Below are 23,413 nucleotides of genomic sequence, written 5' to 3'. Positions count from 1 at the left end.
CTTCCAACTCTACCAGCTACAACATCTGAACTTTTAGCGCTAGATTTAATGTTTTCTAAAGCTTTATCTTTTTCTTTTTGAAACTCTTCTTCAGTTAATAATGGGTTTATTGCGGCATCAGCCATAAGCTCTAAAATACGCTCAGAGTATTTAGTTAGAGAAGAAGCAGAAGCACTTTGCGAACTAAATCCTAGTCTTGCACCTAAAAAGTCAATTTCTTCATTAAATTCATCTTTAGAAATATTAGTAGTTCCATTCCCTAGCATGGCTCCTAAAATACTGGAAACTCCAGCGATATCTCCTTCTACAATTGGTTTATTATCTATAGTAAGGCTGTAAGAAACTCGAGGTAATTTATGATTTTCTACAACTAATACCTTAAGTCCGTTTTTAAGTTCAAATTCTCCTGGCTTTTCTAAGGTAATTGTTGGTGCTGGTCCAGGTTTAGGTTGTTTTGACCTATCAACTTGTGCCGAGGCAGAAATTGATAATAAAAACAATACTATTACTGCAGTTATTTTAGTCTTCATTTGTACGTTTTTAATATTTTTAATTTTCATCTTTTTTAGGTAAATATTCTAAAATAAGACGTTGATTTGGATTTAAATACTTTTTAGCAACTGCTTGCATTTCTTCTCTTGTAATAGATCTGTAAATGTCAATTTGATTGTTAATTAAGTTTACATCTCCATATAACATATAGTAACGTGCTAATGAATTAGCAATGCCTTCAATACTAGAATTAGAGTTCACGAATTGGTTTTCAAACTTGTTTTGAAGTTTTTGATAGTCTTTTTCAGAAATTAATTCATTTTGAACTTTAACTACTTCTTCGTCCATTTCTTTAACTAAATCATCTAAACTAACCTCTCCATGAGGTAAAGCAAATAATGCATAAGTACCATAATCTTCTTGGCTAAGATTAACAGCAGCTACTTGTAAAGCCATTTTTTTGTCATCTACTAGTTTTTTATACAGTTTAGAGGTTTTCCCATCACTTAAATAACTAGATATCATGTCTAAAACATAAGCATCTCGTTCTTTAAAAGAGGGTGTTCTATATGCAGCTATAACTGCTGGGATTTGAATATTATTATCATAAGCTTTTGCTCTAATAGGTTCTGTAATTGGGTCTTCTTTTGGGAAATTTCTAACAATATCTTTTCCTCTAGGAATTGGCCCAAAATAATCTTTAATCATTTTCTTAACAGCAGGAACATCAATATCTCCAGCAACTACAAGAACAGCATTATTTGGAACGTAGAATTTTTTGTTAAATGCCTGGAATTCTTCTAATGTAGCAGCATCTAAGTGTTCCATTTTACCAATTGTAGTGCCTTTATATGGGTGCTTCTTAAACATGTATTGCTTAATTTCGGCTATAATATTACCGTAAGGTCTATTATCTACATTTTGGCGTTTTTCTTCTTTTACAACTTCATTTTGAGTGTCTACACCAATTTGATTGATAATTGGGTGCATTAATCGTTCTGATTCTAACCATAGCCCTAATTCTACATTATTAGAAGGAAATACTTCGTAATAATAAGTTCTATCATCTGTAGTATTCGCATTGTTATTTCCTCCATTAGAGGATACTATAGAAAACCATTTACCGCGTTCTATGTTTTTTGTGCCTTCAAACAATAAGTGCTCAAAAAAGTGAGCAAAGCCTGTGCGTTCTGGGTTTTCATCTTTAGCGCCAACGTGATACATTACAGAGGTTGTTACAACTGGAGCTGAATTATCCTGATGCAAAATAACGTGCATACCGTTATCTAAATCATACTCTTCAAACTTAACTTCTTGCGCAGTAGCTGTAAATCCAGCCAATAGCAAAGCCGCTAATGAGAATAAATTTTTTTTCATTTTGAGATTGTTTTTTATGATCATATTTCAAGTATGTCTGCAATAGTTATAAAATGTTACAGACTTGGGTAACAAAAATAACAATCACAAACGGTTTTATGCTAGTTAATACGCTAAAAATTAACATAAAATTACGGGTTTTACACAATTTTTTCCCGATATTTAAATGAATTACTAACCTTTTAAAAATATTCATTATGAAGAAGTTAGCGCTTCCCATTAGGTTGGGGATAGTAATAAGTGGGTGTTTAATAGCCTTCTTTTTAATATTATCATTATTTGGTTTACATACCAAGCCTGTTTTTAGTTTGTTTAATGGTATTATTGTAGGTTTTGGAATTTACGAAGCCATTAGATATAATAAATTAGAGCTAGGCGATAAATTTTCGTACTCCGCTGGTTTTACAACAGGCATTGTTTCGGGCTTTTTAGCTACTTTAATTTTTACAGTTTTCTTTTTGTTTTATGCAACCGAAGTCGAGCCTTCATTTTTGTCTAACTTGTTAGTTGTTTTTAAGGGAGATTATAATGTAGGTATAGGTTTAGTTACTTTTGTAGTGGCCATTATGGGCTTTGCAACTACTGTTGTTTTAACACTTAATAGTATGCAACTTTTAAAAAAGAGCAGAAATATTGCTCAAAAAGCATAAAACGTTTGTAGATTAATTAATTAGCAGTATATTTGCACTCATTTTTTGAACAAAATTAATTAACAAACATTACGCTATGTACGCAATTGTAGAGATAGCAGGGCATCAATTTAAAGTTGAAAAAGACCAAAAAGTTTTTGTTAATCGTTTAGCAACAGAAGAAGGAAAGGCAGTATCTTTTGATAATGTACTTTTAGTTGCAGATGGTAGCAATGTAACTGTAGGCGCCCCAGCTATAGACGGAGCACAAGTAAGTGCTAAAGTCTTAAAGCACCTTAAAGGTGATAAAGTTATCGTTTTCAAAAAGAAAAGAAGAAAAGGTTACCGTGTTAAAAACGGTCACAGACAAGCCTTAACTGAAATCGTAATTGAAAGCATCGTAGCTTCAGGAGCAAAGCCAGCAAAAGTTGCTCCAAAGAAAGAAACTAAAAAAGCAGAGCCAAAAGCTGAAACTAAGAAGGCTGCTAAGAAAGCAACAGGAAAAGCTGACGATTTAAAGAAAATTGAAGGTATTGGACCAAAAATTGCATCAACATTAGTAGAAGCTGGTATAGCAACATTTGCTGATTTAGCAAAAACTGATGCCGCAAAGATTTCTGAAATCATTGCAGATGTTCGTGGAAACCACGTAACAGATACTTGGCCAGCACAAGCTCAACTAGCTGCTGATGGTAAGTGGGATGAGTTAAAGAAATGGCAAGACGAATTAGATGGCGGAAAAGCTTAATTAGCAAAACCGTTTAAGTTTAACAATATAAAACCTTAAGACAATGGCTCATAAAAAAGGAGTAGGTAGTTCTAAGAATGGTAGAGAATCAGAATCGAAACGTTTAGGTGTTAAGATTTTTGGTGGACAAGCTGCTATTGCTGGGAACATCATCATAAGACAAAGAGGTAATACACACCACCCAGGTGAAAATGTATACCAAGGGAAAGATCATACTTTACATGCTAAAGTTGACGGTCTAGTAAAATTTACAAAGAAAAAAGATAATAAATCTTACGTTTCTATAGAGCCTTTCGAAGCTTAGAAATAATTTCTTTTTAGATATTAAAACCCCCATTCCAAATTTGGAATGGGGGTTTGTTTTTACAATAAACTTTAATTGTCTTCGTTGTGTTTAAATGAAAAAACTCATACTGCTATACATTCTACTTAATGTAAATACAACCTTTAGTCAAGATAAGAGCAATATAAAAACCATTCACGTTTTTGTCGCGCTTTGTGATAATGCAAATCAAGGGATTGTTCCAGTACCTAAAAAGTTAGGTAATGGGCAGAATGCAAATAATAATTTGTATTGGGGCGCTTTATATGGGGTTAAAAGCTATTTTAAACGCAGTAAAGATTGGGCTTTAGTTTCTTCGCAGTTAAACCCTGAAACTCATATTTTAGAACGCTTATTATTTAAACATAATGATTCTAATACGTATTTGTTGGCAGATGCTTACGATGGTAAATTTATAAAACATACAATAACAAGCTTCTTAGAGGCTAATGCAGGACATAATACAATTACAATAGCATATAACAACCAAAAATTACTGTTTGGTGGTAGCGCTAACCTTTTAGCTTATGTTGGTCATGATGGTTTAATGGAATTTAGTGTAGAGGGTAATTTTAAACCATTAAATACAAATAAAAGAGAAGCTATAATTCTAGCTTGCATTAGTAAAACTTATTTTAAGCCATACTTAAAGCAAACAAAATCTAAGCCTTTGGTATGGACAACTGGTTTAATGGCTCCAGAAGCCTATACGCTTAAAGCAGCAATAGAGGGTTGGGTTTTAAATGAAACCGATAATGAAATTAGAGCACGCGCTGCTCAAGCTTATAACAAATACCAAAAATGTGGTATTAGAGGGGCTAGAGGCCTGTTAGTAACAGGATATAATTAAAAAACCCTTACATTTCTGTAAGGGCTTATAACACTTATTTTAATTTATGATTTTTCTATGCTAATAGAAAAACAGAAACCATTTTATTAGTATCTGTAATGTTCTGGCTTGTAAGGTCCTTCAACCGTTACACCAATATATTCTGCTTGCTCTTCACGAAGTTCTGTTAATTCAACTCCTATTTTAGCTAAGTGTAATTTTGCTACTTTTTCATCTAAATGCTTTGGTAACATGTATACTTCATTTTTATAGTTTTCAACATTGTTCCAAAGTTCTATTTGTGCTAACGTTTGATTAGTGAATGAGTTACTCATTACAAAACTAGGGTGTCCTGTTGCACAGCCTAAGTTTACTAAACGTCCTTCAGCTAGAATAATAATATCATTACCGTTAACATTATATTTATCAACTTGTGGCTTAATAGTATCTTTAGTATTACCAAAGTTACCGTTTAACCAAGCCATATCTATTTCGTTATCGAAGTGCCCAATGTTACAAACAATAGTTTTATCTTTCATAGCCTCAAAATGACGACCTTGTACAATATCTTTATTACCTGTGGTAGTAATAATAATATCAGAGTTACCAACAACAGTTTCTAAACGTTTTACTTCAAAACCATCCATAGCTGCTTGTAAAGCACAAATAGGATCAATTTCTGTAACAGTTACAATACTTCCTGCACCTTTAAAAGAAGCGGCAGTTCCTTTACCAACATCTCCATAACCACAAACTGTTACACGCTTTCCTGCTAACATAATATCTGTTGCACGACGAATAGCATCTACAGCACTTTCTTTACAACCGTATTTGTTATCGAATTTAGATTTAGTAACACTATCGTTTACATTAATAGCTGGCATTGGTAATGTTCCATTTTTTACACGCTCGTATAATCTATGTACACCAGTCGTTGTTTCTTCAGATAAACCATTAATTCCTGCTGCTAATTCTGGATACTTATCTAAAACCATATTAGTTAAATCACCTCCATCATCTAAAATCATGTTTAAAGGCTTACGGTCTTCTCCAAAAAATAAGGTTTGTTCAATACACCAGTCAAACTCTTCTTCTGTCATGTCTTTCCATGCATACACAGCAGTTCCAGCAGCAGCAATAGCAGCAGCAGCTTGATCTTGTGTAGAGAAAATATTACAAGAACTCCATGTAACTTCTGCACCTAAAGCTTGTAACGTTTCTATTAAAACAGCAGTTTGTATTGTCATATGTAAACATCCTGCAATACGTGCACCTTTTAAAGGTTGAGAGTCTTTATACTCTTCACGTAAACTCATTAACCCAGGCATTTCTGCTTCAGCTAAATTAATTTCCTTTCTACCCCATGCCGCTAGAGACATATCTTTTACCTTATTAGGTACGTAAGCAATAGTTTTTGTACTCATTTTTAAATTTTTATTCGTTTTTACAATTATGTTATTATGTAGTTTTTAAATTATTGTCTTTAAAACCAACATTGCTTATAGTTCATAATTGTATATTTGTTTTCAATTTAAGAGTGCAAAGATAATCAATAACTATCAGAATATTAAATGCCTGTTTACAAAACCCTGCATCCTAATTCACAAACTACTGTTAAAATCTGGAAGATTACAGAGACTTACAAGGAACTCCTTACACCATTAACTTTAAAACCAGAAAGTGAAGCACGCGTTTTAGGAATGAAAAGCGAATTGCATCAGCGCGGTTTTTTAAGTGTAAGGCATTTATTAGCAGAATTTGGTTATACTGATGCCGATTTGTTTTATGATGATAATGGGAAGCCGCATTTAAAAGACGGGAAACATATTTCTATAACACATTCTTTTACGTTTTCTGGAGTTATAATTAGTGATAATGAAGTTGGTATTGATATTGAAAAACAGAGAGATAAAATAGCCATTATTGCTAAGAAGTTTATAATATACGAATTTGAATATTTAAAAGATACAGACCCAGAATACATAAATAAATTAACTGTAATTTGGGGCATAAAAGAATCGTTATACAAACTATTTGCTACCCCTGGCATGTTATTTAAAGAGCATTTTCTTGTAATTCCCTTTACAATAGAAGAAGGCAAAACGGTAGCCTGGATAGACTATAAAGGAGCAAAAAAACGTTATGATACTGAGTTTTTAGAGTTTGAAGGATTTACCTGTGCGTATGCTCTAGGCTAATATATTGTAAAGGTGTAAATGAAAGACGTTCTTCAAAATATAAAAGAAACCGCAAAAAAAAGAAAGTTACTTGCTGTATTAATAGATCCAGATAAAATGGAGGTAAATGCCTTGCCTAAATTTATAAAGAAAGTTAATGCCTCTATTGCAACTCATATTTTTGTTGGAGGTAGTACGGTTAAAGATCAAGTTACTCAGGTTTTTGTAAAGGAACTAAAACCTTTAACAAGTTTACCAATTGTTTTATTCCCTGGTGATGTTACTCAAATATCTAAAGATGCAAATGCTCTTTTATTTTTGTCTCTGTTATCTGGAGATAACCCAGAGTATTTAATAGGGAAGCATGTAAAAGCCGTTTCTAAATTAAAAGAAATAGATTTAGAAATTATACCTACAGGTTATCTATTAATAGAAGGAGGTGTAGAAACAGCGGTACAACGTGTAACCTTAACAAAGCCATTACCTAGAGGAAATACGCAGTTAATAATAGATACTGCAAAAGCTGGAGAATTATTAGGGATGCAGCTAATATATTTAGAAGCTGGTAGTGGAGCAAAAAAAGCAGTACCATTAGAGGTTATAAAATCAACTAAAGAAGTATTAAGTATCCCATTAATAGTAGGTGGAGGTATTAGAACTAAAGAACAATTAAAAGCAACATATAATGCTGGAGCCGATGTAGTAGTAATAGGAACTGCTTTTGAGGAAGATGAAGCATTTTTTGAAGTTTTAAAGGCGTAATAAAAGTAAATATGAATGTTATAATTTTTGGTCCGCCTTTAGCAGGTAAAGGCACGCAAAGCAAAAGAATTATTAAGGATTTCGGATTAACTCACTTGTCTACTGGAGATGTTTTAAGAGCAGAAAAAGAGGCGAAAACAGAATTAGGTATAAAAGCTTCAGAGTATAGTAGTAAAGGACTTCTTGCTCCAGATGATTTAGTAGCAAAAATTGTAGAAAAATTTTATCATAATCATAAATTGGACAAAGGTATTTTATTTGATGGTTATCCAAGAAATATCGAACAGGCAAAGCATCTTATAAATGTAATAGAAAAAGATGGAGGCGTTTTAGATAAAATAGTTTTTTTAAAAGTACCTAAAGAAGAACTTTTAAAACGAGCGATAATACGGGCAAAAGAAGAAAATAGGAAAGACGATAAGGATAGTAATATAGTAATGACAAGAATTAATGAGTTTGAAAACTCAACCATTCCTGCTGTTAATTATATTAAAAATAAAGGGATTAAAACAATAGAATTAGATGGGAATAAATCTATTGATGAGATATACCAAATTATAAAAAGAGAGTTAATCGATTAAAAAATGAACATTTCAGTAGATTTAACATTATCACCGTTACAAAACGATTACGAACACCACATAATAGAATTTATAAAAGCATTACGAGACTCTAAATTTACAGTATTGGAGAATCCATTAAGTACACAGATTTTTGGAGATTATAACGAGTTAATGCCTTTTTTAAATCAAGCCATTAAAACCTCGTTTATAAACCAAGATATATGTGTGTTAACTATGAAGGTTGTAAAAACAGACCGTAGCGATTATGAACCACATTTTTGATTTCTTTTTTGGTCAGTATTACGAATATGCAACCATAGATATTGTGCTAGAAATAGTAGCAGTAATTTTTGGTTTTATGTCTGTATGGTATTCTAAACAAAATAAAATATGGGTATTTCCAACTGGTATGATAAGTACAGTAATATTTGTGTATTTATTACTAAAATGGACCCTTTTAGGGGATATGATGATTAATGCTTATTATTTTATAATGAGTGTTTATGGATGGTATGTATGGACACGTAAAGTAGATGATACTTCGGTTACGCCAATTTCTGTAGCAACACCAAAAGAGAAAAAAATAAGTATAGTAATATTTTTTGCTACATTATTATTTGTATTTGCCGTTTACAATATGTTTAATAAATGGTCGGGGTGGACGGCATATATTGATACTATAACTACAGCTATATTTTTTGTAGGGATGTGGTTAATGGCAAGACGTAAAATAGAAAATTGGTTCTTTTGGATTATAGGAGATATTATATCTGTACCACTATATTTTTATAAAGGATTTACATTTACAAGTTTTCAATATTTAGGATTTACAGTAATCGCTATATTTGGCTATTTAGCATGGAAGAAAAATATAAACAAGAACCTGCAAACTGCATAAAAGTAGTTTTATTTGGACCAGAATCTACAGGAAAAACAACATTATCTAGACAGTTGGCAAGACACTATAACTCGGTGTGGGTAAGAGAGTATGCTCGTGTATATTTACAAGAAAAATGGAATAACGAGCGTAAAACATGCGAACCTAAAGATTTGTTACCTATTGCTGAAGGCCAAATGCGAATGGAGAATGACTATGCGAAAAAAACAAATTCTGTTTTAATTTGCGATACAGATTTACTTGAAACAAAGGTTTATTCTGAGGCCTACTATTTAGGATCTTGCGATCCTGTACTAGAAAAATTTGCACTAGAAAACACATACGATTTATATTTTTTAACTTATATTGATACACCTTGGGAAGCAGACGATTTAAGAGACAAACCTGAGCAAAGAGAAGAAATGTTTAGAGCGTTTCAAAACACTTTAATAAAGTATAAAAGGCCTTATGTTTTATTGAAGGGAGATAAAAAGGAACGATTAGAAACAGCAATAAAGTATATAGATAATCTACTAAAAAAAGAGAAGTGAATTTCACTGCGAAACATATAAAACAAATAGAAAATAAAGGTATTACTGTTGAAAAAATAGAGCAACAATTAGCACTTTTTAAATCTGGATTACCACATGTAAATCTAAAATCTGCTGCGAGCTTAGGAGATGGTATTTATAAGTTTTCTAATGAAGAGAATAATTTTTTTATAGACTACTATAATTCTAGAAAAGAAGCATTACATATCATGAAATTTATACCAGCTTCTGGTGCAGCAACAAGAATGTTTCGGTTTTTGTTTCAGTTTTTGGAATGTTACAATTCAGAAAAAGAAACTGTTAACTCTTATATAAATAGAAATAAGACTTCAGAATTGCCTCTATTTATAGTTGGATTGGATAAATTTCCATTCTATAATACGGTTTTAGAAACAGCAAAAAACGAGGTTGCCAATTATAATGCGCTGTCCAATGATGAAAAAATGATACTTTTTATTAAAACATTGCTGGAAAAAGATAAGCTTAATTATAGTTTTTACCCTAAAGGAGTTTTACCATTTCATAAATATAAAGACCATTTAGCTACTGCTTTCGAGGAACATTTATTTGAAAGTGCTCTATATGCCTCATCAAATAACGTTGCGAATCTTCATTTTACAATTTCAGAAAAACATCATACTAGTTTTAATGAAGAGTTTAAACGCATTCAAAATATAGTTGAGCAAAAAACGAATACTAAATTTAATATTACGTTTTCATACCAAGACAAATCTACAGATACTATTGCAGTAACCTTAGATAATGAACCCGTTATTAATAAGGATGGAAGTTTATATTTTAGACCTTCTGGACATGGTGCTTTACTATCTAATCTAAACAATCTAGATGCAGATGTTATCTTTATAAAAAATATAGATAATGTTGTTGTGCATGAATATGAGAAAGAAGTTGCTAAACATAAAAAAATATTAGCAGGAGTATTATTAAAAACACAAGAGAAAGTCTTTAAGTCTTTAAAGGATTTAGAAAGTGAAAATAATAGTGAAGCAGATTTAGTAGAAATCGCTCAGTTTTTAAGAACATCGTTAAATGTTGTAATATCTCCAGAGTTTGAAAAATATTCACTTAAATACCAAATAGAATATTTAAAAACAAAATTAAATAGACCAATTCGCGTATGCGGCATGGTTAAAAACGAAGGAGAGCCAGGAGGAGGTCCATTTTGGGTAAAAGATGAAAGTGGTAACATTTCGTTACAAATTGTAGAATCCGCACAGATAGATAAAAGCAATAAATACCAAAAAAGTATTTTAAAACATGCAACACATTTTAACCCTGTAGACTTAGTTTGTGGGATTAAAGATTATAAAGGTAATGTGTTTTGTTTAGAAAAATTTGTAGACCCACAAACAGCATTTATTACTAAAAAAACAATAGAAGGTAAGGAAATAAAAGCTATGGAGTTACCTGGGCTTTGGAATGGTAGCATGGCTAACTGGAATACTATTTTTGTAGAAGTCCCTTTAGTTACCTTTAATCCTGTAAAAACAGTAATAGACTTGCTTAAACCAGCACACCAAGTCTCTTAATATGTTTTCTGTTGAAGCATTAGTACAAGAATTTAACTTTAAAGCTATAAGAAGTTCGGGTAGTGGAGGACAACATGTAAATAAAGTATCGTCTAAAGTTGAATTGTCCTTTTCTGTTATAGAATCAACAATACTAAACGAATTTCAAAAAGAAATTATCATTAAAAAGTTAGCACACAGGCTAACCAAAGATTCTGTTTTAATATTGCAATGCGATGAAAAAAGAAGTCAGTATAACAATAAAACTATTGTAATAAAACGTGGGATAGCTATTTTAAAAGCAGCATTAATAATTCCTAAAAAACGGATACCAACGAAAATTCCTAAATCGGTAATAAAAAAACGATTAAAAAATAAACGCATACAATCTGAAAGAAAAACCAATAGAAAAAAGCCAGATTTAGATTAAGGGAACAAACTTCACAAAAAACAAGAAAAGCAAATCTTAAATTAAAAAAACTACGCTATCTTTGCACCGATTTCAAAAAAGGGGTGCCTATATCGGCTGAGATCATACCCATAGAACCTAGAACAGGTAATGCTGTTTAGGAAACGAGAGTTATAAAATGTCTAATAGATGTTTTAGTATGAGTAGATGTAAAACTAATGTTTTGCAAAAAATAAATTTAAAAATATAATAAAGAATAATAGCCTCTTTTTATTCGACAATATATCGTTTCGAATGAAAAATATATTTACTTTTTTAACACTATTTGTGTTTACAGTATGTGCAAGTGCACAAGAACAAACGCAAGATTCTATCCCTACAAATACCTTAGATGAAGTTTTGGTAAAGTCGGTACGTGTATCTGCAGATTCTCCAATTACACACTCTAATGTAGATAAAGAAGCATTAGAGAAGCGCAATTTAGGACAAGATTTACCAATTTTATTAAACTATTTACCATCCGTTGTAACAACGAGCGATGCAGGAGCAGGAGTTGGTTATACAGGTATTCGTGTACGTGGTGTAAGTGCACAATCTACAAATGTTACTATTAATGGAATACCGTATAACGATGCAGAAAGTTTAGGAACTTTTTGGGTAGATTTACCAGATTTCTCTTCTTCGGTAGAAAGTTTACAATTACAAAGAGGTGTTGGTACTTCTACAAATGGATCTGGAGCTTTTGGAGCTAGTGTAAATATTTTAACCGATGCTGTTGCAGATAAAGCTAATGGAGAAATTTCTAATACTTTTGGAAGCTTTAATACAAGAAAACATAACGTAAAATACAGCACAGGGTTATTAAATGATCATTTTGAAATTGCAGGTCGTTTATCTCAAATAAATTCTGATGGATATATAGACCGAGCAGAGTCCGATTTAAAATCATATTTCTTACAAGGTACTTATGTAGATAGTAACCGATTAATAAAAGCTTTGGCTTTTGGAGGGCATGAAGTAACATACCAAGCTTGGTTTGGGTTTGATCCAGCTACAATAGCAGCAATAGGAGAAAACCCTAATCTAGATGATAATAGAACATTTAATTTAGGAGGGATAAAGTTTGATGATAATGGTAATTTTGAAGGCTTTTATGATAATCAAGTAGATAATTATAAACAAGACCATTTTCAATTACATTGGAACGAACGTTTTAATAACAATTGGTCTACTAATCTAGGGCTTAATTATACATATGGACGAGGTTTTTTTGAAGAGTACGTTGATAATTATCTCTATTCTAATATCTATTTTGAATCTGATGCTCAATTTTCATTCATAGGTTTGGATCCTATAGAAGTTAATGGAGTAAATATATCTTCTCAAGATTATGTAAGAAGACGATGGTTAGATAACGATTTCTATGTTCTTAATGCAAATGTAAATTATAAAGACTCTAAACTTAATTTAACCACAGGATTGTCTTACAGCTCTTACGATGGGGATCATTTTGGAGAAATTATTTGGGCACAATATGCAAGCAATAGTAATATAAGAGATCATTATTATGATGGTAACTCTAATAAATACGATTTTAGTGTATTTGCTAAAGCAACGTATAAATTAAATGATAAATTAAGTTTATATGGAGATTTACAAGTACGTAAGGTAGATTACGATACTAGTGGAACAAATTCAGATAATGTTTTATTTGAAATTGATAAAAGTTATTCATTCTTTAATCCAAAAGCTGGATTATCGTATAATTTAGATGATAAAAATAACTTGTATTTTTCTTATGCAAGAGCAAATAGAGAAGCTAACAGAAGTGATTTTGAAAGTGACCCTAATATTAAACCAGAACAATTAAATGATTTTGAATTAGGATGGAGACATACGAGTTCTAAATTTAGGTTTAATGCCAATGCCTATTATATGCTATACAATGAGCAGTTAGTATTAACAGGAGCTTTAGACAATTCTGGAGCACCAATTAGAGGGAACGCTGGAGAAAGCTTTAGATTAGGGTTAGAATTAGAAGCGGCAGTACAATTAACAGACAAGCTGGCAATACAGCCAAATATAACAGTAAGTTCTAATAAAAATAAAGAAACATTTGCATCTATAGATGGAGAATTGGTAAACTTAGGAAAAACAAATATTTCATTCTCTCCAGAATTAATAGCAGCAAATGCTATAGTATTTCAACCAACAAAAGAGCTACAATTATCCTTTTTAAGTAAATATGTTGGCGAGCAGTTTATGGGGAATACAGACTCCGATGTTTCAAAATTAGAAAGCTATTTTGTGAACGATCTTAATATTACCTACGAGATAAAAACAAAAAAAATATTTAAGTCTATTCTGTTGTCAGGTTTAGTAAATAATATATTTGGAGAAAAGTATGTGTCTAATGGGTATTATTATACTTTCGACGACGATTTTTCTGTACCAGGTGAAATAAAAACGATAGAAGGTGCTGGATATTATCCACAAGCTACAACTAACTTTTTAGTAGGAGCAACTTTAAAGTTCTAATAAAAGAATAATCTGTGTTGTCCTAAAATAGGTTGACAGATTTAAAATAAATTAAGCCAGAGCATTATATGTCTCTGGCTTTTTTTGTATAATAAATTATTAATTATTAAAAACGCGTATAATGTTTCCATTAACTTCCACTGGGTAAGGTACTAGAGAGAATTGCCCGTTAGTACCAGTTTGAGGTAAACCATTTCCAGGAACTAAATAAGAGTTGCCGTCATCACAATTGCAAACAGCATTTGTACCATCCATTGTTAGTCTAGAGCACGAGTTTAATTGGTGGTTAGGGTCACTTAATTCATAAGCTTTGTAATTAGTTCCCCCAACATAATACACTACAATACCATTAATGCCATAATTATCATTCAAGGTAATAAAATTACCAGGAAATAATAAGTTGTTAAACTGTGGTAAACTAGTGTTAATTAAACCTCCAGTATCAAAAGCAGCATTAGGAATGTTCTGATTTCGGGTTACATCATCATCATCTTTTTTACAGGATAGTAGTACCATGCATAGTAAAACAAATACTAAATAAATCTTTTTCATTTTTTCTAACATATTTTAAGACTTGCAATTTACAACAAAATGAATACTGAAATAAATATTTTGTATATTTGCAGTACAATCTCGTGAAAACGAGATTTTTTGTGTTTATACACTTTGCAATCAAAGCGCAAGTTTAAGTAAAACGAAAAAATTATGAGTAAAGTATCATACTATACACCAGAAGGATTAAAAAAACTAAGAGAGGAGCTAAGACAATTAAAAGATGTGGAGCGTGTAAAAGCATCTAAAGCAATAGCCGAAGCTAGAGATAAAGGTGATTTAAGTGAAAATGCAGAATACGACGCAGCAAAAGAAGCGCAAGGAATGTTAGAAATGCGTATTTCTAAATTAGAAGACCAATTAGCTGGAGCCCGCGTTATAGATGAATCTCAATTAGATATGTCTAAAGTTTTAGTGCTTTCCATTGTTAAAATAAAAAACCAGACTAATGGAATGGAGATGACTTATACCTTAGTTGCAGATGGAGAAGCCGATTTAGCAGCAGGTAAAATCTCTGTAAATTCGCCTATAGGACAAGGTTTATTAGGTAAATCTGTTGGGGATGTCGCAGAAATTAAAGTACCAAGTGGAATCATGAAATTTGATATAATAGAAATTTCAAGATAAACTTATAGCATAAACATATAAAAGATTCCTGTTTTAGTAATAAAGCAGGAATCTTTTTTTATCTTTAATTTTCAATCTAACACTTTAAAAAATAATGGCATCAATTTTTACTAAAATCGTTAATGGAGAAATCCCTTGTTATAAGGTTGCAGAAACTGAAGATTTCTTGGCTTTTTTAGATGTAAATCCTAATGCTAAAGGCCATACACTTTGTATTCCTAAAAAAGAAGTCGATAAGCTATTCGATTTAGATGAGGCAACATATAACGGTTTAATGCAATTTTCTAGAAAAGTAGCCCTAGCTATAGAGAAAACGATACCATGTAAACGTGTTGGGGTTTCTGTTATTGGGTTAGAGGTGCCTCATGTACACGTACATTTAATTCCCCTTAACACTATGGAAGATGCCCGTTTTATAAATAAAGTAGTATTAACTCAAGAAGAGTTTAATATTACTGCACAAACGATACAAAAAGCATTATAAATTTTTCATTGTTAAAAGTGTAATAACTGTAGCTATAATAACCAATATTACAGTTAGTAATATCCAAAAAAGCTTTTTATATTTTTTAGATGTTTTTTTAGGTGTAAAGGCTTTAAATTGATAGTCGTAAACACGCTCTATGTCTTCTGTCCAACGCTCAGGATAAATAGCAGTATCACAAACATCGCAATGCATTTCTGTTCGAGCTTCTTGAGTTACAGATTTCGAAAAAGCAGTTTCAATAAACTGTTGTTTAAATGTTAACTGTAAGCCTTCTTTACTAAAACATTCAGGGCAATTATTATTCAATGAAACTTTTTTAACTGTAATATATTTTTTCGTAGTCATGTAAAAATCAATTATAGTTTTTTTAATGCAATTTGTAATGTTGTACCTTTTCCTATTTCAGATTGTAATACCTTTATTTTTCCGTCATGGAATTCTTCAATAATACGTTTAGCTAGAGATAAACCAAGTCCCCAACCTCTTTTTTTACTAGTATAACCAGGCTCGAAAATAGTATTAAACTGGCTTTTAGCAATGCCTTTTCCTGTGTCTATAATTTTAATACTAACATATTTCTCTAAAGCAACCATTTCTATAGTTAAATCACCTTTACCTTTCATAGCATCAATAGCATTTTTTACAAGATTTTCTATAGTCCAACTGTAAAGTTGCTTGTTTAAGTTAACATATACAGGGGTCATTGGGAGTTTCAAACTAAAATTAATTAGTTTAGAAGAACGTGTTTTTAAATAGTCGAAAGACGTTTTGGTTTCTTCAACAATATCAGCTTTTTCAAGCACTGGAATAGATCCTATTTTACTAAAACGATCGGTGATTGTTTTTAAACGATCGATATCTTTTTCAATTTCTAATATATAATCTGGATCTACATTTTCGGTTTTTAATATCTCTGTCCATCCAATTAAAGAAGATAATGGTGTACCTATTTGGTGTGCCGTTTCTTTGGCCATGCCAGTCCATAACTTATTTTGTATAGCATTTTTATTGCTTTTATAGAACAAATAAACAACCGTACCAAACAAAACAATAATTAGTAGTAAAGCCAAAGGATAATATTTTAGCTTATTTAATAGAGGAGCATTCCCATAATAGAGCGTGCCTATATCTATTGTTTTATTTTTTAATTTGTAACTTAAAGGTATAGGTTGATTTTGTTCTTGAAAACGGGTTTTTAATTTATTTATATAACGCTTTACATCTTTAATATTTGAAGTGTCAATATTGTTAGTATTATTAAGTTCTCCATCTTTAGTAAATACTAGCATAGGAGTTGTTATTGTTGTATCTGTAATAATATGTGTAGTTAGGGGATTAACATTGGCATTTATATCAATAACACTTTGGGCTAAATCTGCATGAGCATAAGACCAAGTTTTCATTTTAGCACGCTCTTCTTCTTTAAACTTCTGAAAAAACACATAAGTATTCCATAGAATAAGAGAGACAATAGCAAAAGAAGCTGCAACAATAACCCAACGAAAAAGTTGTCTGTGTTTAGTAAAAAACATCTAGTTTAGATTTTAAGATGTTAATATAATGCAAATCTGTTAATAATATTGTGTAAGCATAATGACAAATCATTTTTAGTTCATTATCAAAATAGGTACATTTGCCAAAATTATAATTAATTAATGGCTACATTTAATCCTAAAGAACTGAAAACTGGAAAGTTGCATAGTTATTTGCTTAGCGCTGTTGCACCAAGGCCAATAGCTTTTGCAAGTACAATAGATGCTAAAGGAAATCCTAATTTATCTCCGTTTAGTTTCTTTAATGTATTTAGTGCAAATCCGCCAATACTTATTTTTTCACCAGCGCGTCGTGTAAGAAATAATACAACAAAACACACTTTGGAAAACGCACAAGCAACTAAAGAAGTGGTTATTAATGTAGTTAATTATAATATTGTACAGCAAATGTCTTTAAGTAGTACAGAGTATGCTGAAGGCGTAAATGAATTTGAAAAAGCGGGTTTAACAATGCTAGAAAGCGATATTGTAAAGCCATTTCGTGTAGCAGAGTCCCCTGTACAATTAGAGTGTAAAGTAAACGAAATAGTTGCATTAGGTACAGAAGGTGGCGCAGGTAATTTAGTAATATGCGAAGTTGTTAAATTACATATAGACGATGCTGTTTTAGACGATAACGGAAGTATAGATCAAGTAAAACTAGATTTAGTATCTAGAGCAGGAGGAAGTTATTATAGTAGAGCAAAATCTGGTTTTTTTGAAATACCAAAACCATTATCAACCCTAGGGATTGGTGTGGATGCTTTACCAGAAGCTATTAGAAACAGTACTATTTTAACAGGAAACGATTTAGGAGTTTTGGCTAATGTGGAAATATTACCAAGCAGAAATGACGCTTATATAATAGAACATAATTTACAAAGTTTAACGACAGAAGAAAAACATAAAAAAGCACACGATTTATTAAGTTACGGAAACTTAGAAGAGGCTTGGAATGTATTATTATCTTAAGCAATAAAATAAAGACGAATATTTAAAATAATTATATAGAGTAATGGAAGTACAAGGAAAAGTAAAGCTAGTAGGGCAAGAACAAACTTTTGGAAGTAACGGATTTAGAAAAAGAGAACTAGTAGTTACTACAGATGAGCAATACCCACAGCATATTTTAGTAGAATTTGTTCAAGATAAGTGCGATTTATTAAACAACTACCAAGTTGGACAAGATGTAAAAGTTAGCATCAATTTAAGAGGAAGAGAGTGGGTTAATCCACAAGGAGAAACTAAATATTTTAACTCAATTCAAGGGTGGAGAATAGAAGGTGTACAAACTGGAGCTCCAGCAGGAATGCCAGAAGTGCCACCAGCGCAAGCATTTGAACCAGCTACAGATTTAAAAGAAGAAGATCACGACGATTTACCATTCTAAGCGATTTTACTTAGTTAATATATTAAACGGCAATGTTTGTAATAAACATTGTCGTTTTTTTGTTTTAAATAATTGCATTATTTTTCGTCTATGAATATTACCAAAGCAATAGAAACTATTTTTAAAAGGTATTTACCATCTCCTTTTACCATTGCAGTTATACTAACCTTAGTAACAATACTATTAGCGTTTTTATTTACAGAAGCCCCAAAAGAAGAGTACCATTTATTATCTATATTAAGCTTTTGGGAAGCTGGTATTTGGAGTAAAGGTTTGCTAGTTTTTGCTTACCAAATGATGCTTATTTTAGTATTAGGTCATGTTCTTGTTTTAAGTAAACCTGTAAACAGATTAATTACCGATTTATCTAAAAATGTAACAAATACCACTACTGCAGTTATATTAGTAAGCGTAACAACAATGATTGCTGCATTTTGTAATTGGGGATTAGGGCTTATTTTTGGAGCCATATTAGCTAGAAAAGTTGGGGAGTATGCACAAGAAAACAACATTCCATTAAATTACCCATTGGTAGGAGCTTCTGGCTACGTTGGTTTAATGGTTTGGCATGGAGGAATAAGTGGTTCTGCACCAATAAAAGTTGCAGAACAAAACCATATTCGCGAATTTATGGGAGATATTTCTTCTACAAACCTTATTAATCAAATTCCAGAAAGTATAACATTTAACGCCACTATTTTTAGCTGGTGGAATTTACTATTATTTGGTGTTTTGTTAATAACTGTTCCTTTTGTATTAACCAGAATAGCAAAAGTAACAAAGCCAACAACCATACGGTTAGAAACATATAATTTTAAGGATTCTAATGTAAAAGATGTCGAGGGAGCCGAAAAATTAGATTACTCTAAAATATTTGGAGTAGGTTTTGGTATCGTTTTGCTTATCACTTTTTTTTATCAGTATTGGGGAGCATTAACCAAATTGGCGATAACACCAAACATGTTAAACTTTTTTATGTTAGGCTTAGCTATTGTGTTGCATAAAAATTTTAGTAATTTTTTAAAAGCAGTAGAAGAAGCTATAAAAGGAACCTCTGGTATTTTAATTCAGTTTCCATTGTATTTTGGTATTATGGGCATAATGAAAAGTACAGGTATAGTAGTTTCTATTTCAGATTTTTTTGTTTCTGTAGCCAACGAAACAACATTACCAATATTTACTTTTATAAGCGCAGGAATTGTTAATGTGTTTGTGCCAAGTGGAGGAGGGCAATGGGCAATACAAGGCCCAATAGTAGTAGAGTCGGCATTAAAATTAGGAGTGCCTTTGCCCAAAGCTATCATGGCTTTGGCTTATGGAGACCAAATAACCAATATGTTACAACCGTTTTGGGCATTACCATTATTAGGAATAACAAAACTAAAAGCCAAAGAAATACTGCCTTATACACTTATTTTAATGTGTGTAGGTATAGTAGTTTACATACTAGGGCTTTTATTATTTTAAACTGAAATATGCATCTTTTAGATTATAATATAGTATTTCCAGATGTTTCTGAAGCTGACGAAGAAGGGCTTTTAGCGGTTGGAGGTGATTTATCTCCAGAGCGTTTAATATTAGCCTATAAAAGCGGAATTTTCCCTTGGTTCGATGAAGATGAGGTAATATTATGGTGGGCTCCAGACCCACGATTTGTATTATTTCCTTCAGAATTAAAAGTATCAAAAAGTATGAAACAGTTTATGCGAAACTGCGATTACGAGGTAACAGTAAATAAAGATTTCTCTTCTGTTATTAAAGAATGTGCTTTGGCTAAACGAGAAGGACAATCTGGAACTTGGATTACTAAAAATATGATTTTGGCTTATACTAAGCTACACGAATTAGGTTATGCAAAATCTGTTGAGGTTTGGAAAGAAGAACAACTAGTTGGAGGACTCTATGGAATCGATTTAGGAAACGGTATATTCTGCGGCGAAAGTATGTTTGCTAAAGAAAGTAATGCCAGTAAAACCGCATTTATAACCTTTATACAGCACACTAATTATAAGCTAATAGATTGTCAGGTCTATACAAATCATTTAGAAAGCTTGGGCGCAAAGGATATTTCTAGAGCGGATTTTATGGGGTTTTTATAGTGGTAATTTAAACGATTTATTTTAACGGTTTGTGTAAAATGCGTTTTAATACATTTTTACATATAGTTGTAGTGTCGTTTTAGTATTTTAAGCTATCAAGCTCATGTTTAAAAAATGTTTCAAATTCCCCTTTAATAGTTAATCTATTTTGCTTGATTAAATCAAAAATTAAGTCTTTAATTGTTAATACCCTAGTATCGATTTTTGGTTCTTCATTTAAATGAAACAAAGAATGTAAACTCAATTTCTTTCTCTTACTAACTGGCATAGGAAGCTGATTTTTTATCGCTTTATAAATTTTAAGTCTGTCCGTTTGGTTAAATTTTTTGTCCAAAAACGACTCACTGGATAATTCGTTTTCAAATAGATTTTGCCTTTTCAGTGAATTTAAGATTCTGTATTTGAAAAATACGTATGCAATATCATTACGTAAAATAACATTATTATGAATAAGCTCTAATTTTTTGTTATCTAAAGGGAAACTAAAACTGTGTTTTTTTCTAGTTCTTCAGTATTTTCTGGATAAGTTCTCATCTATTATAATCTTCTTAGCATCTTATTTTAAATGCAATACAACTAACCACTAACTAGACCTCATTATATCTAAAACACCCCACTTCATGATCATTAACCATACCAGTAGCTTGCATGTGTGCATAAACTACTGTACTACCAACAAACTTAAAACCGCGTTTTTTTAAGTCTTTACTTAAGGCATCGCTTAAAGGTGTATTAGCAGGAGTGTCTTTATAGTTTTTTAATTTGTTTTTAATAGGTTTACCATCTACAAAATCCCAAATGTATTTACTAAAACTACCAAACTCTTCTTGTACTTTAATAAAAGCCTGTGCATTGGTTATGGTCGCTTTTACTTTTAGTTTATTTCTTATAATACCTGCATTTTGTAGTAACTCATCAATTTTATCTTGATTGTATTGTGCTATTTTTTTGTACTCGAAATTATCGAAAGCATCCCTGAAGTTTTCACGTTTTCGCAATACAGTTATCCAACTCAAGCCAGCCTGAAACGTTTCAAGAATTAAAAATTCGAATAATTGGTGGTCGTCGTAAACAGGAACACCCCATTCTAAGTCGTGGTAGGCTTCGTATAAATCGTCACCAACACACCAGCCACATCTATGTTTTGCCATATAACTGTTGTTTTAAAGATTCTATTTCTTTGTCTTTTGCTTTAATAATGAGTTTGTTTTCTATAATTGAAGTCACGATAAAAACAATTAGAAACCCAATTTTAAAGTACTTAAATATAGTACTTTCTTCTGTAGGAAGCCCTTCGGAATAATGAAACCTTTCTGTAATAAACATAATAATAAAACTAATTTTAGAAATCCATCGTATTCTATTAAAATGTTTGATACTATTCATAGCTGTAAGGAATTTTATAATGTAACTACTAATGTAAGAACTGTACTTTAAAATAAGAAAAGTTATAGTATTTTTATAATATGGAAACAATACAACAAGCAGATTTAAGTAAAATAATAAACGATAGTTTAACAAAAAGTACAAGCTATCAGGAGTATAGAGAATTAGTAAAAGAATTAGTTGCTAAAAATGGGACTACAGGAGAAACACAAAGCGAAGCTTTAGCAAACTATACCATGCTAAACGATCGCAGAATGAAACGTTGGGATAAAACGATAAAAGTGTCTGATGAGGTTAAGACAGAAGTGGTGACTATAGATAGAGATATGACTTGGATTGTACTAACTGAAAGTTGGTGCGGAGACGCAGCACATTTAATGCCAGTAATGAATAAAGTTGCGGACTTAAATGATGGTATTGATTTTAGAGTCGTGCTTAGAGACGAAAATGAAGCTTTAATGAATCAGTTTTTAACTAACGGAGGGAAATCTATTCCTAAATTAATAATGTTAGACAATACTACTGGAGATATTGTAAATACTTTTGGACCAAGACCAAGCGAAGCTACCAAGTTAGTAAACGATTATAAAGCCGAGCATGGTAAATTAACACCAGAGTTTAAAGAAGATTTACAACAATGGTATAATAAAGATAAAGGCCAAAATGCAATTAAAGATTTAGTTGCACTGTTAAGATAATAGAATTAGTTAGCAAAAATTAAATTGCACTCAAGCGTGGTTAAAATACTAGAAATAGTTTTTGGCTACGCTTTTTACTTTTATGGCAGTTAGAAAGAAGGGAACGATATTATTTTCCTTTAAAATTAAAAGTTATCGAGCCAATTTGTGAAGCTTTGGAAGCAGCATCAAATCTAGCTTTCTTTGCATATTCTATTGCACGTTCTCTTAAACAGGCATTAGTAGAGGTAGAAGCATTATTTACATAAGCTTCAATAACTTTTCCGTTATTGTTTACAGTAATGTTTACTATAATTTTTCCATTAGCTTGGCATAAATATACAGGAGGAGGTAAATACTCGTCTGTTCTTCCTTTTAGAGAATAGGTAACAGTACTGTTTAAATTAGCTGAAGCTTTTGCTGTTACAGAAGTCTTTGTATTAGATTGTTTATTTAAAAGACTATTAACGCTATTAAACGCAGTTAACTCTTCGCGTTTTATATTAGAATTAGCTGTGTTTTTTTCTGCAGTTTTGGTTTCTGTAGGTTTATCGTTTCTAGCATTAAATTTAGAATAATCGTAATCTTTTGGTGGAGCAATAGGTTTATAAGCTTGAGCAAAGTGCTTATATTTTTTAGTCTCGTTAAACCCTTTATTTGTTTGTTTAGAATTATCGTTTAAAGTAGGTTTATTTTCTTCTTTTAGTTCTTCTTCAATAATTTCAATAGGAATAGTTAATTCTGCAACTTCAGAATTTAATTCGTAAACGCTTAAATTAAAGATACTTAATAGTAACGTTCCTGTAAGTAGAAGCGTTATAACAAAGGCTTTATGTGAATTGTTAAATTTCAAATACGAT

At 31.4% G+C, this 23,413-nt stretch carries 30 protein-coding genes; 20 read left to right on the top strand and 10 right to left on the bottom strand.

Annotated features, from left to right (window positions below; translation table 11 throughout):
• Positions 1–530 (bottom strand): M16 family metallopeptidase (locus ACVC2P_RS07170; protein ID WP_452597795.1); only part of this gene is annotated, 530 nt, incomplete at its 3' end.
• A gap of 19 nt (positions 531–549) precedes the next feature.
• Positions 550–1,869: a M16 family metallopeptidase gene (locus ACVC2P_RS07165; RefSeq protein ID WP_452597794.1), complete on the bottom strand. Its 1,320-nt coding sequence runs from the start codon at positions 1,867–1,869 to the stop codon at positions 550–552.
• 197 nt (positions 1,870–2,066) lie between these two features.
• Here ACVC2P_RS07165 and ACVC2P_RS07160 point away from each other — a divergent pair, with 197 nt between their 5' ends.
• From ACVC2P_RS07160 to ACVC2P_RS07145, 4 genes are all read left to right on the top strand, one after another.
• On the top strand, positions 2,067–2,519 hold the full coding sequence (locus tag ACVC2P_RS07160; protein WP_452597793.1) for a DUF4199 domain-containing protein: 453 nt from the start codon (positions 2,067–2,069) through the stop codon (positions 2,517–2,519).
• Between the two features lie 76 nt (positions 2,520–2,595).
• Complete coding sequence (gene rplU / locus ACVC2P_RS07155) at positions 2,596–3,246, top strand: 50S ribosomal protein L21 (RefSeq protein WP_452597792.1); 651 nt, start codon at positions 2,596–2,598, stop codon at positions 3,244–3,246.
• 43 nt (positions 3,247–3,289) lie between these two features.
• Positions 3,290–3,550 (top strand): 50S ribosomal protein L27, encoded by a 261-nt coding sequence (gene rpmA, locus ACVC2P_RS07150; RefSeq protein ID WP_013869859.1) that lies wholly within the window; start codon positions 3,290–3,292, stop codon positions 3,548–3,550.
• Positions 3,551–3,644: 94 nt separating this feature from the next.
• A complete protein-coding gene (locus ACVC2P_RS07145) occupies positions 3,645–4,418 on the top strand; it encodes a hypothetical protein (protein WP_452597791.1) in 774 nt (257 codons plus the stop codon).
• An 86-nt stretch (positions 4,419–4,504) separates the two neighbouring features.
• On the opposite strand, the gene ahcY is transcribed toward ACVC2P_RS07145, so the two are convergent.
• On the bottom strand, positions 4,505–5,821 hold the full coding sequence (ahcY, locus tag ACVC2P_RS07140; RefSeq protein ID WP_452597790.1) for an adenosylhomocysteinase: 1,317 nt from the start codon (positions 5,819–5,821) through the stop codon (positions 4,505–4,507).
• A 147-nt stretch (positions 5,822–5,968) separates the two neighbouring features.
• On the opposite strand from ahcY, the gene ACVC2P_RS07135 reads away from it, so the two are divergent.
• From ACVC2P_RS07135 to ACVC2P_RS07095, 9 genes are all read left to right on the top strand, one after another.
• Positions 5,969–6,595: a 4'-phosphopantetheinyl transferase family protein gene (locus tag ACVC2P_RS07135; protein ID WP_452597789.1), complete on the top strand. Its 627-nt coding sequence runs from the start codon at positions 5,969–5,971 to the stop codon at positions 6,593–6,595.
• A gap of 18 nt (positions 6,596–6,613) precedes the next feature.
• Positions 6,614–7,336 carry a geranylgeranylglyceryl/heptaprenylglyceryl phosphate synthase gene (locus ACVC2P_RS07130; protein ID WP_452597788.1) on the top strand — a complete coding sequence of 241 codons (723 nt, stop codon included), beginning with the start codon at positions 6,614–6,616 and terminating at the stop codon, positions 7,334–7,336.
• An 11-nt stretch (positions 7,337–7,347) separates the two neighbouring features.
• Positions 7,348–7,917, top strand: coding sequence for an adenylate kinase family protein (locus tag ACVC2P_RS07125; RefSeq protein WP_452597787.1), 570 nt, complete (start codon positions 7,348–7,350; stop codon positions 7,915–7,917).
• Positions 7,918–7,920: 3 nt separating this feature from the next.
• The gene (locus tag ACVC2P_RS07120) at positions 7,921–8,181 is read left to right on the top strand and encodes a hypothetical protein (RefSeq protein WP_452597786.1); all 261 of its coding nucleotides are present in this window, start codon (positions 7,921–7,923) and stop codon (positions 8,179–8,181) included.
• Complete coding sequence (gene pnuC / locus ACVC2P_RS07115) at positions 8,165–8,797, top strand: nicotinamide riboside transporter PnuC (RefSeq protein WP_452597785.1); 633 nt, start codon at positions 8,165–8,167, stop codon at positions 8,795–8,797. The genes ACVC2P_RS07120 and pnuC overlap by 17 nt, the downstream gene beginning before the upstream one ends.
• Positions 8,758–9,327 carry an AAA family ATPase gene (locus ACVC2P_RS07110; RefSeq protein ID WP_452597784.1) on the top strand — a complete coding sequence of 190 codons (570 nt, stop codon included), beginning with the start codon at positions 8,758–8,760 and terminating at the stop codon, positions 9,325–9,327. The genes pnuC and ACVC2P_RS07110 overlap by 40 nt, the downstream gene beginning before the upstream one ends.
• Positions 9,324–10,877 carry a DUF4301 family protein gene (locus tag ACVC2P_RS07105; RefSeq protein WP_452597783.1) on the top strand — a complete coding sequence of 518 codons (1,554 nt, stop codon included), beginning with the start codon at positions 9,324–9,326 and terminating at the stop codon, positions 10,875–10,877. The genes ACVC2P_RS07110 and ACVC2P_RS07105 overlap by 4 nt, the downstream gene beginning before the upstream one ends.
• A gap of 1 nt (position 10,878) precedes the next feature.
• Entirely contained in the window at positions 10,879–11,286 is a 408-nt protein-coding gene (gene arfB, locus ACVC2P_RS07100) for an alternative ribosome rescue aminoacyl-tRNA hydrolase ArfB (protein ID WP_452597782.1), read from the top strand.
• Between the two features lie 273 nt (positions 11,287–11,559).
• Complete coding sequence (locus ACVC2P_RS07095) at positions 11,560–13,803, top strand: TonB-dependent receptor (protein ID WP_452597781.1); 2,244 nt, start codon at positions 11,560–11,562, stop codon at positions 13,801–13,803.
• A gap of 99 nt (positions 13,804–13,902) precedes the next feature.
• Here ACVC2P_RS07095 and ACVC2P_RS07090 read toward each other — a convergent pair whose 3' ends face one another.
• Positions 13,903–14,355 (bottom strand): hypothetical protein, encoded by a 453-nt coding sequence (locus ACVC2P_RS07090; protein WP_452597780.1) that lies wholly within the window; start codon positions 14,353–14,355, stop codon positions 13,903–13,905.
• Positions 14,356–14,508: 153 nt separating this feature from the next.
• On the opposite strand from ACVC2P_RS07090, the gene greA reads away from it, so the two are divergent.
• Both greA and ACVC2P_RS07080 read left to right on the top strand, forming a co-directional pair.
• Positions 14,509–14,982: a transcription elongation factor GreA gene (gene greA, locus ACVC2P_RS07085; protein WP_452597779.1), complete on the top strand. Its 474-nt coding sequence runs from the start codon at positions 14,509–14,511 to the stop codon at positions 14,980–14,982.
• Between the two features lie 94 nt (positions 14,983–15,076).
• On the top strand, positions 15,077–15,466 hold the full coding sequence (locus ACVC2P_RS07080; protein ID WP_452597778.1) for an HIT family protein: 390 nt from the start codon (positions 15,077–15,079) through the stop codon (positions 15,464–15,466).
• On the opposite strand, the gene ACVC2P_RS07075 is transcribed toward ACVC2P_RS07080, so the two are convergent.
• Positions 15,461–15,814, bottom strand: coding sequence for a hypothetical protein (locus tag ACVC2P_RS07075; RefSeq protein WP_452597777.1), 354 nt, complete (start codon positions 15,812–15,814; stop codon positions 15,461–15,463). The two genes, ACVC2P_RS07080 and ACVC2P_RS07075, sit on opposite strands and share 6 nt — an antisense overlap.
• 11 nt (positions 15,815–15,825) lie before the next feature.
• The gene (locus ACVC2P_RS07070) at positions 15,826–17,001 is read right to left on the bottom strand and encodes a sensor histidine kinase (RefSeq protein WP_452597776.1); all 1,176 of its coding nucleotides are present in this window, start codon (positions 16,999–17,001) and stop codon (positions 15,826–15,828) included.
• 123 nt (positions 17,002–17,124) lie between these two features.
• Here ACVC2P_RS07070 and ACVC2P_RS07065 point away from each other — a divergent pair, with 123 nt between their 5' ends.
• From ACVC2P_RS07065 to aat, 4 genes are all read left to right on the top strand, one after another.
• Entirely contained in the window at positions 17,125–17,973 is an 849-nt protein-coding gene (locus ACVC2P_RS07065) for a flavin reductase family protein (protein WP_452597775.1), read from the top strand.
• Positions 17,974–18,016: 43 nt separating this feature from the next.
• Complete coding sequence (locus ACVC2P_RS07060) at positions 18,017–18,391, top strand: DUF3127 domain-containing protein (RefSeq protein WP_452597774.1); 375 nt, start codon at positions 18,017–18,019, stop codon at positions 18,389–18,391.
• 90 nt (positions 18,392–18,481) lie between these two features.
• Entirely contained in the window at positions 18,482–19,858 is a 1,377-nt protein-coding gene (locus ACVC2P_RS07055) for a short-chain fatty acid transporter (RefSeq protein WP_452597773.1), read from the top strand.
• Positions 19,859–19,866: 8 nt separating this feature from the next.
• The gene (gene aat / locus ACVC2P_RS07050; protein ID WP_452597772.1) at positions 19,867–20,490 is read left to right on the top strand and encodes a leucyl/phenylalanyl-tRNA--protein transferase; all 624 of its coding nucleotides are present in this window, start codon (positions 19,867–19,869) and stop codon (positions 20,488–20,490) included.
• 79 nt (positions 20,491–20,569) lie between these two features.
• On the opposite strand, the gene ACVC2P_RS07045 is transcribed toward aat, so the two are convergent.
• The 3 genes from ACVC2P_RS07045 to ACVC2P_RS07035 form a co-directional block, all read right to left on the bottom strand.
• Positions 20,570–20,824 (bottom strand): hypothetical protein, encoded by a 255-nt coding sequence (locus ACVC2P_RS07045; RefSeq protein WP_452597771.1) that lies wholly within the window; start codon positions 20,822–20,824, stop codon positions 20,570–20,572.
• Positions 20,825–21,077: 253 nt separating this feature from the next.
• Complete coding sequence (locus ACVC2P_RS07040; protein ID WP_452597770.1) at positions 21,078–21,641, bottom strand: DNA-3-methyladenine glycosylase I; 564 nt, start codon at positions 21,639–21,641, stop codon at positions 21,078–21,080.
• Positions 21,628–21,876 carry a hypothetical protein gene (locus ACVC2P_RS07035; protein ID WP_452597769.1) on the bottom strand — a complete coding sequence of 83 codons (249 nt, stop codon included), beginning with the start codon at positions 21,874–21,876 and terminating at the stop codon, positions 21,628–21,630. The genes ACVC2P_RS07040 and ACVC2P_RS07035 overlap by 14 nt, the downstream gene beginning before the upstream one ends.
• 80 nt (positions 21,877–21,956) lie before the next feature.
• Between ACVC2P_RS07035 and ACVC2P_RS07030 the strand changes: the two genes are divergently transcribed.
• Positions 21,957–22,574, top strand: coding sequence for a thioredoxin family protein (locus ACVC2P_RS07030; RefSeq protein WP_452597768.1), 618 nt, complete (start codon positions 21,957–21,959; stop codon positions 22,572–22,574).
• A 109-nt stretch (positions 22,575–22,683) separates the two neighbouring features.
• Here ACVC2P_RS07030 and ACVC2P_RS07025 read toward each other — a convergent pair whose 3' ends face one another.
• A complete protein-coding gene (locus ACVC2P_RS07025; protein ID WP_452597767.1) occupies positions 22,684–23,406 on the bottom strand; it encodes an energy transducer TonB family protein in 723 nt (240 codons plus the stop codon).
• Positions 23,407–23,413 lie beyond the last annotated feature (7 nt).

Source organism: Pontimicrobium sp. MEBiC01747, assembly GCF_053601635.1.
The sequence above is the reverse complement of the archived record's forward strand: the minus strand, read 5'-3'. Positions and strand labels throughout refer to the sequence as shown.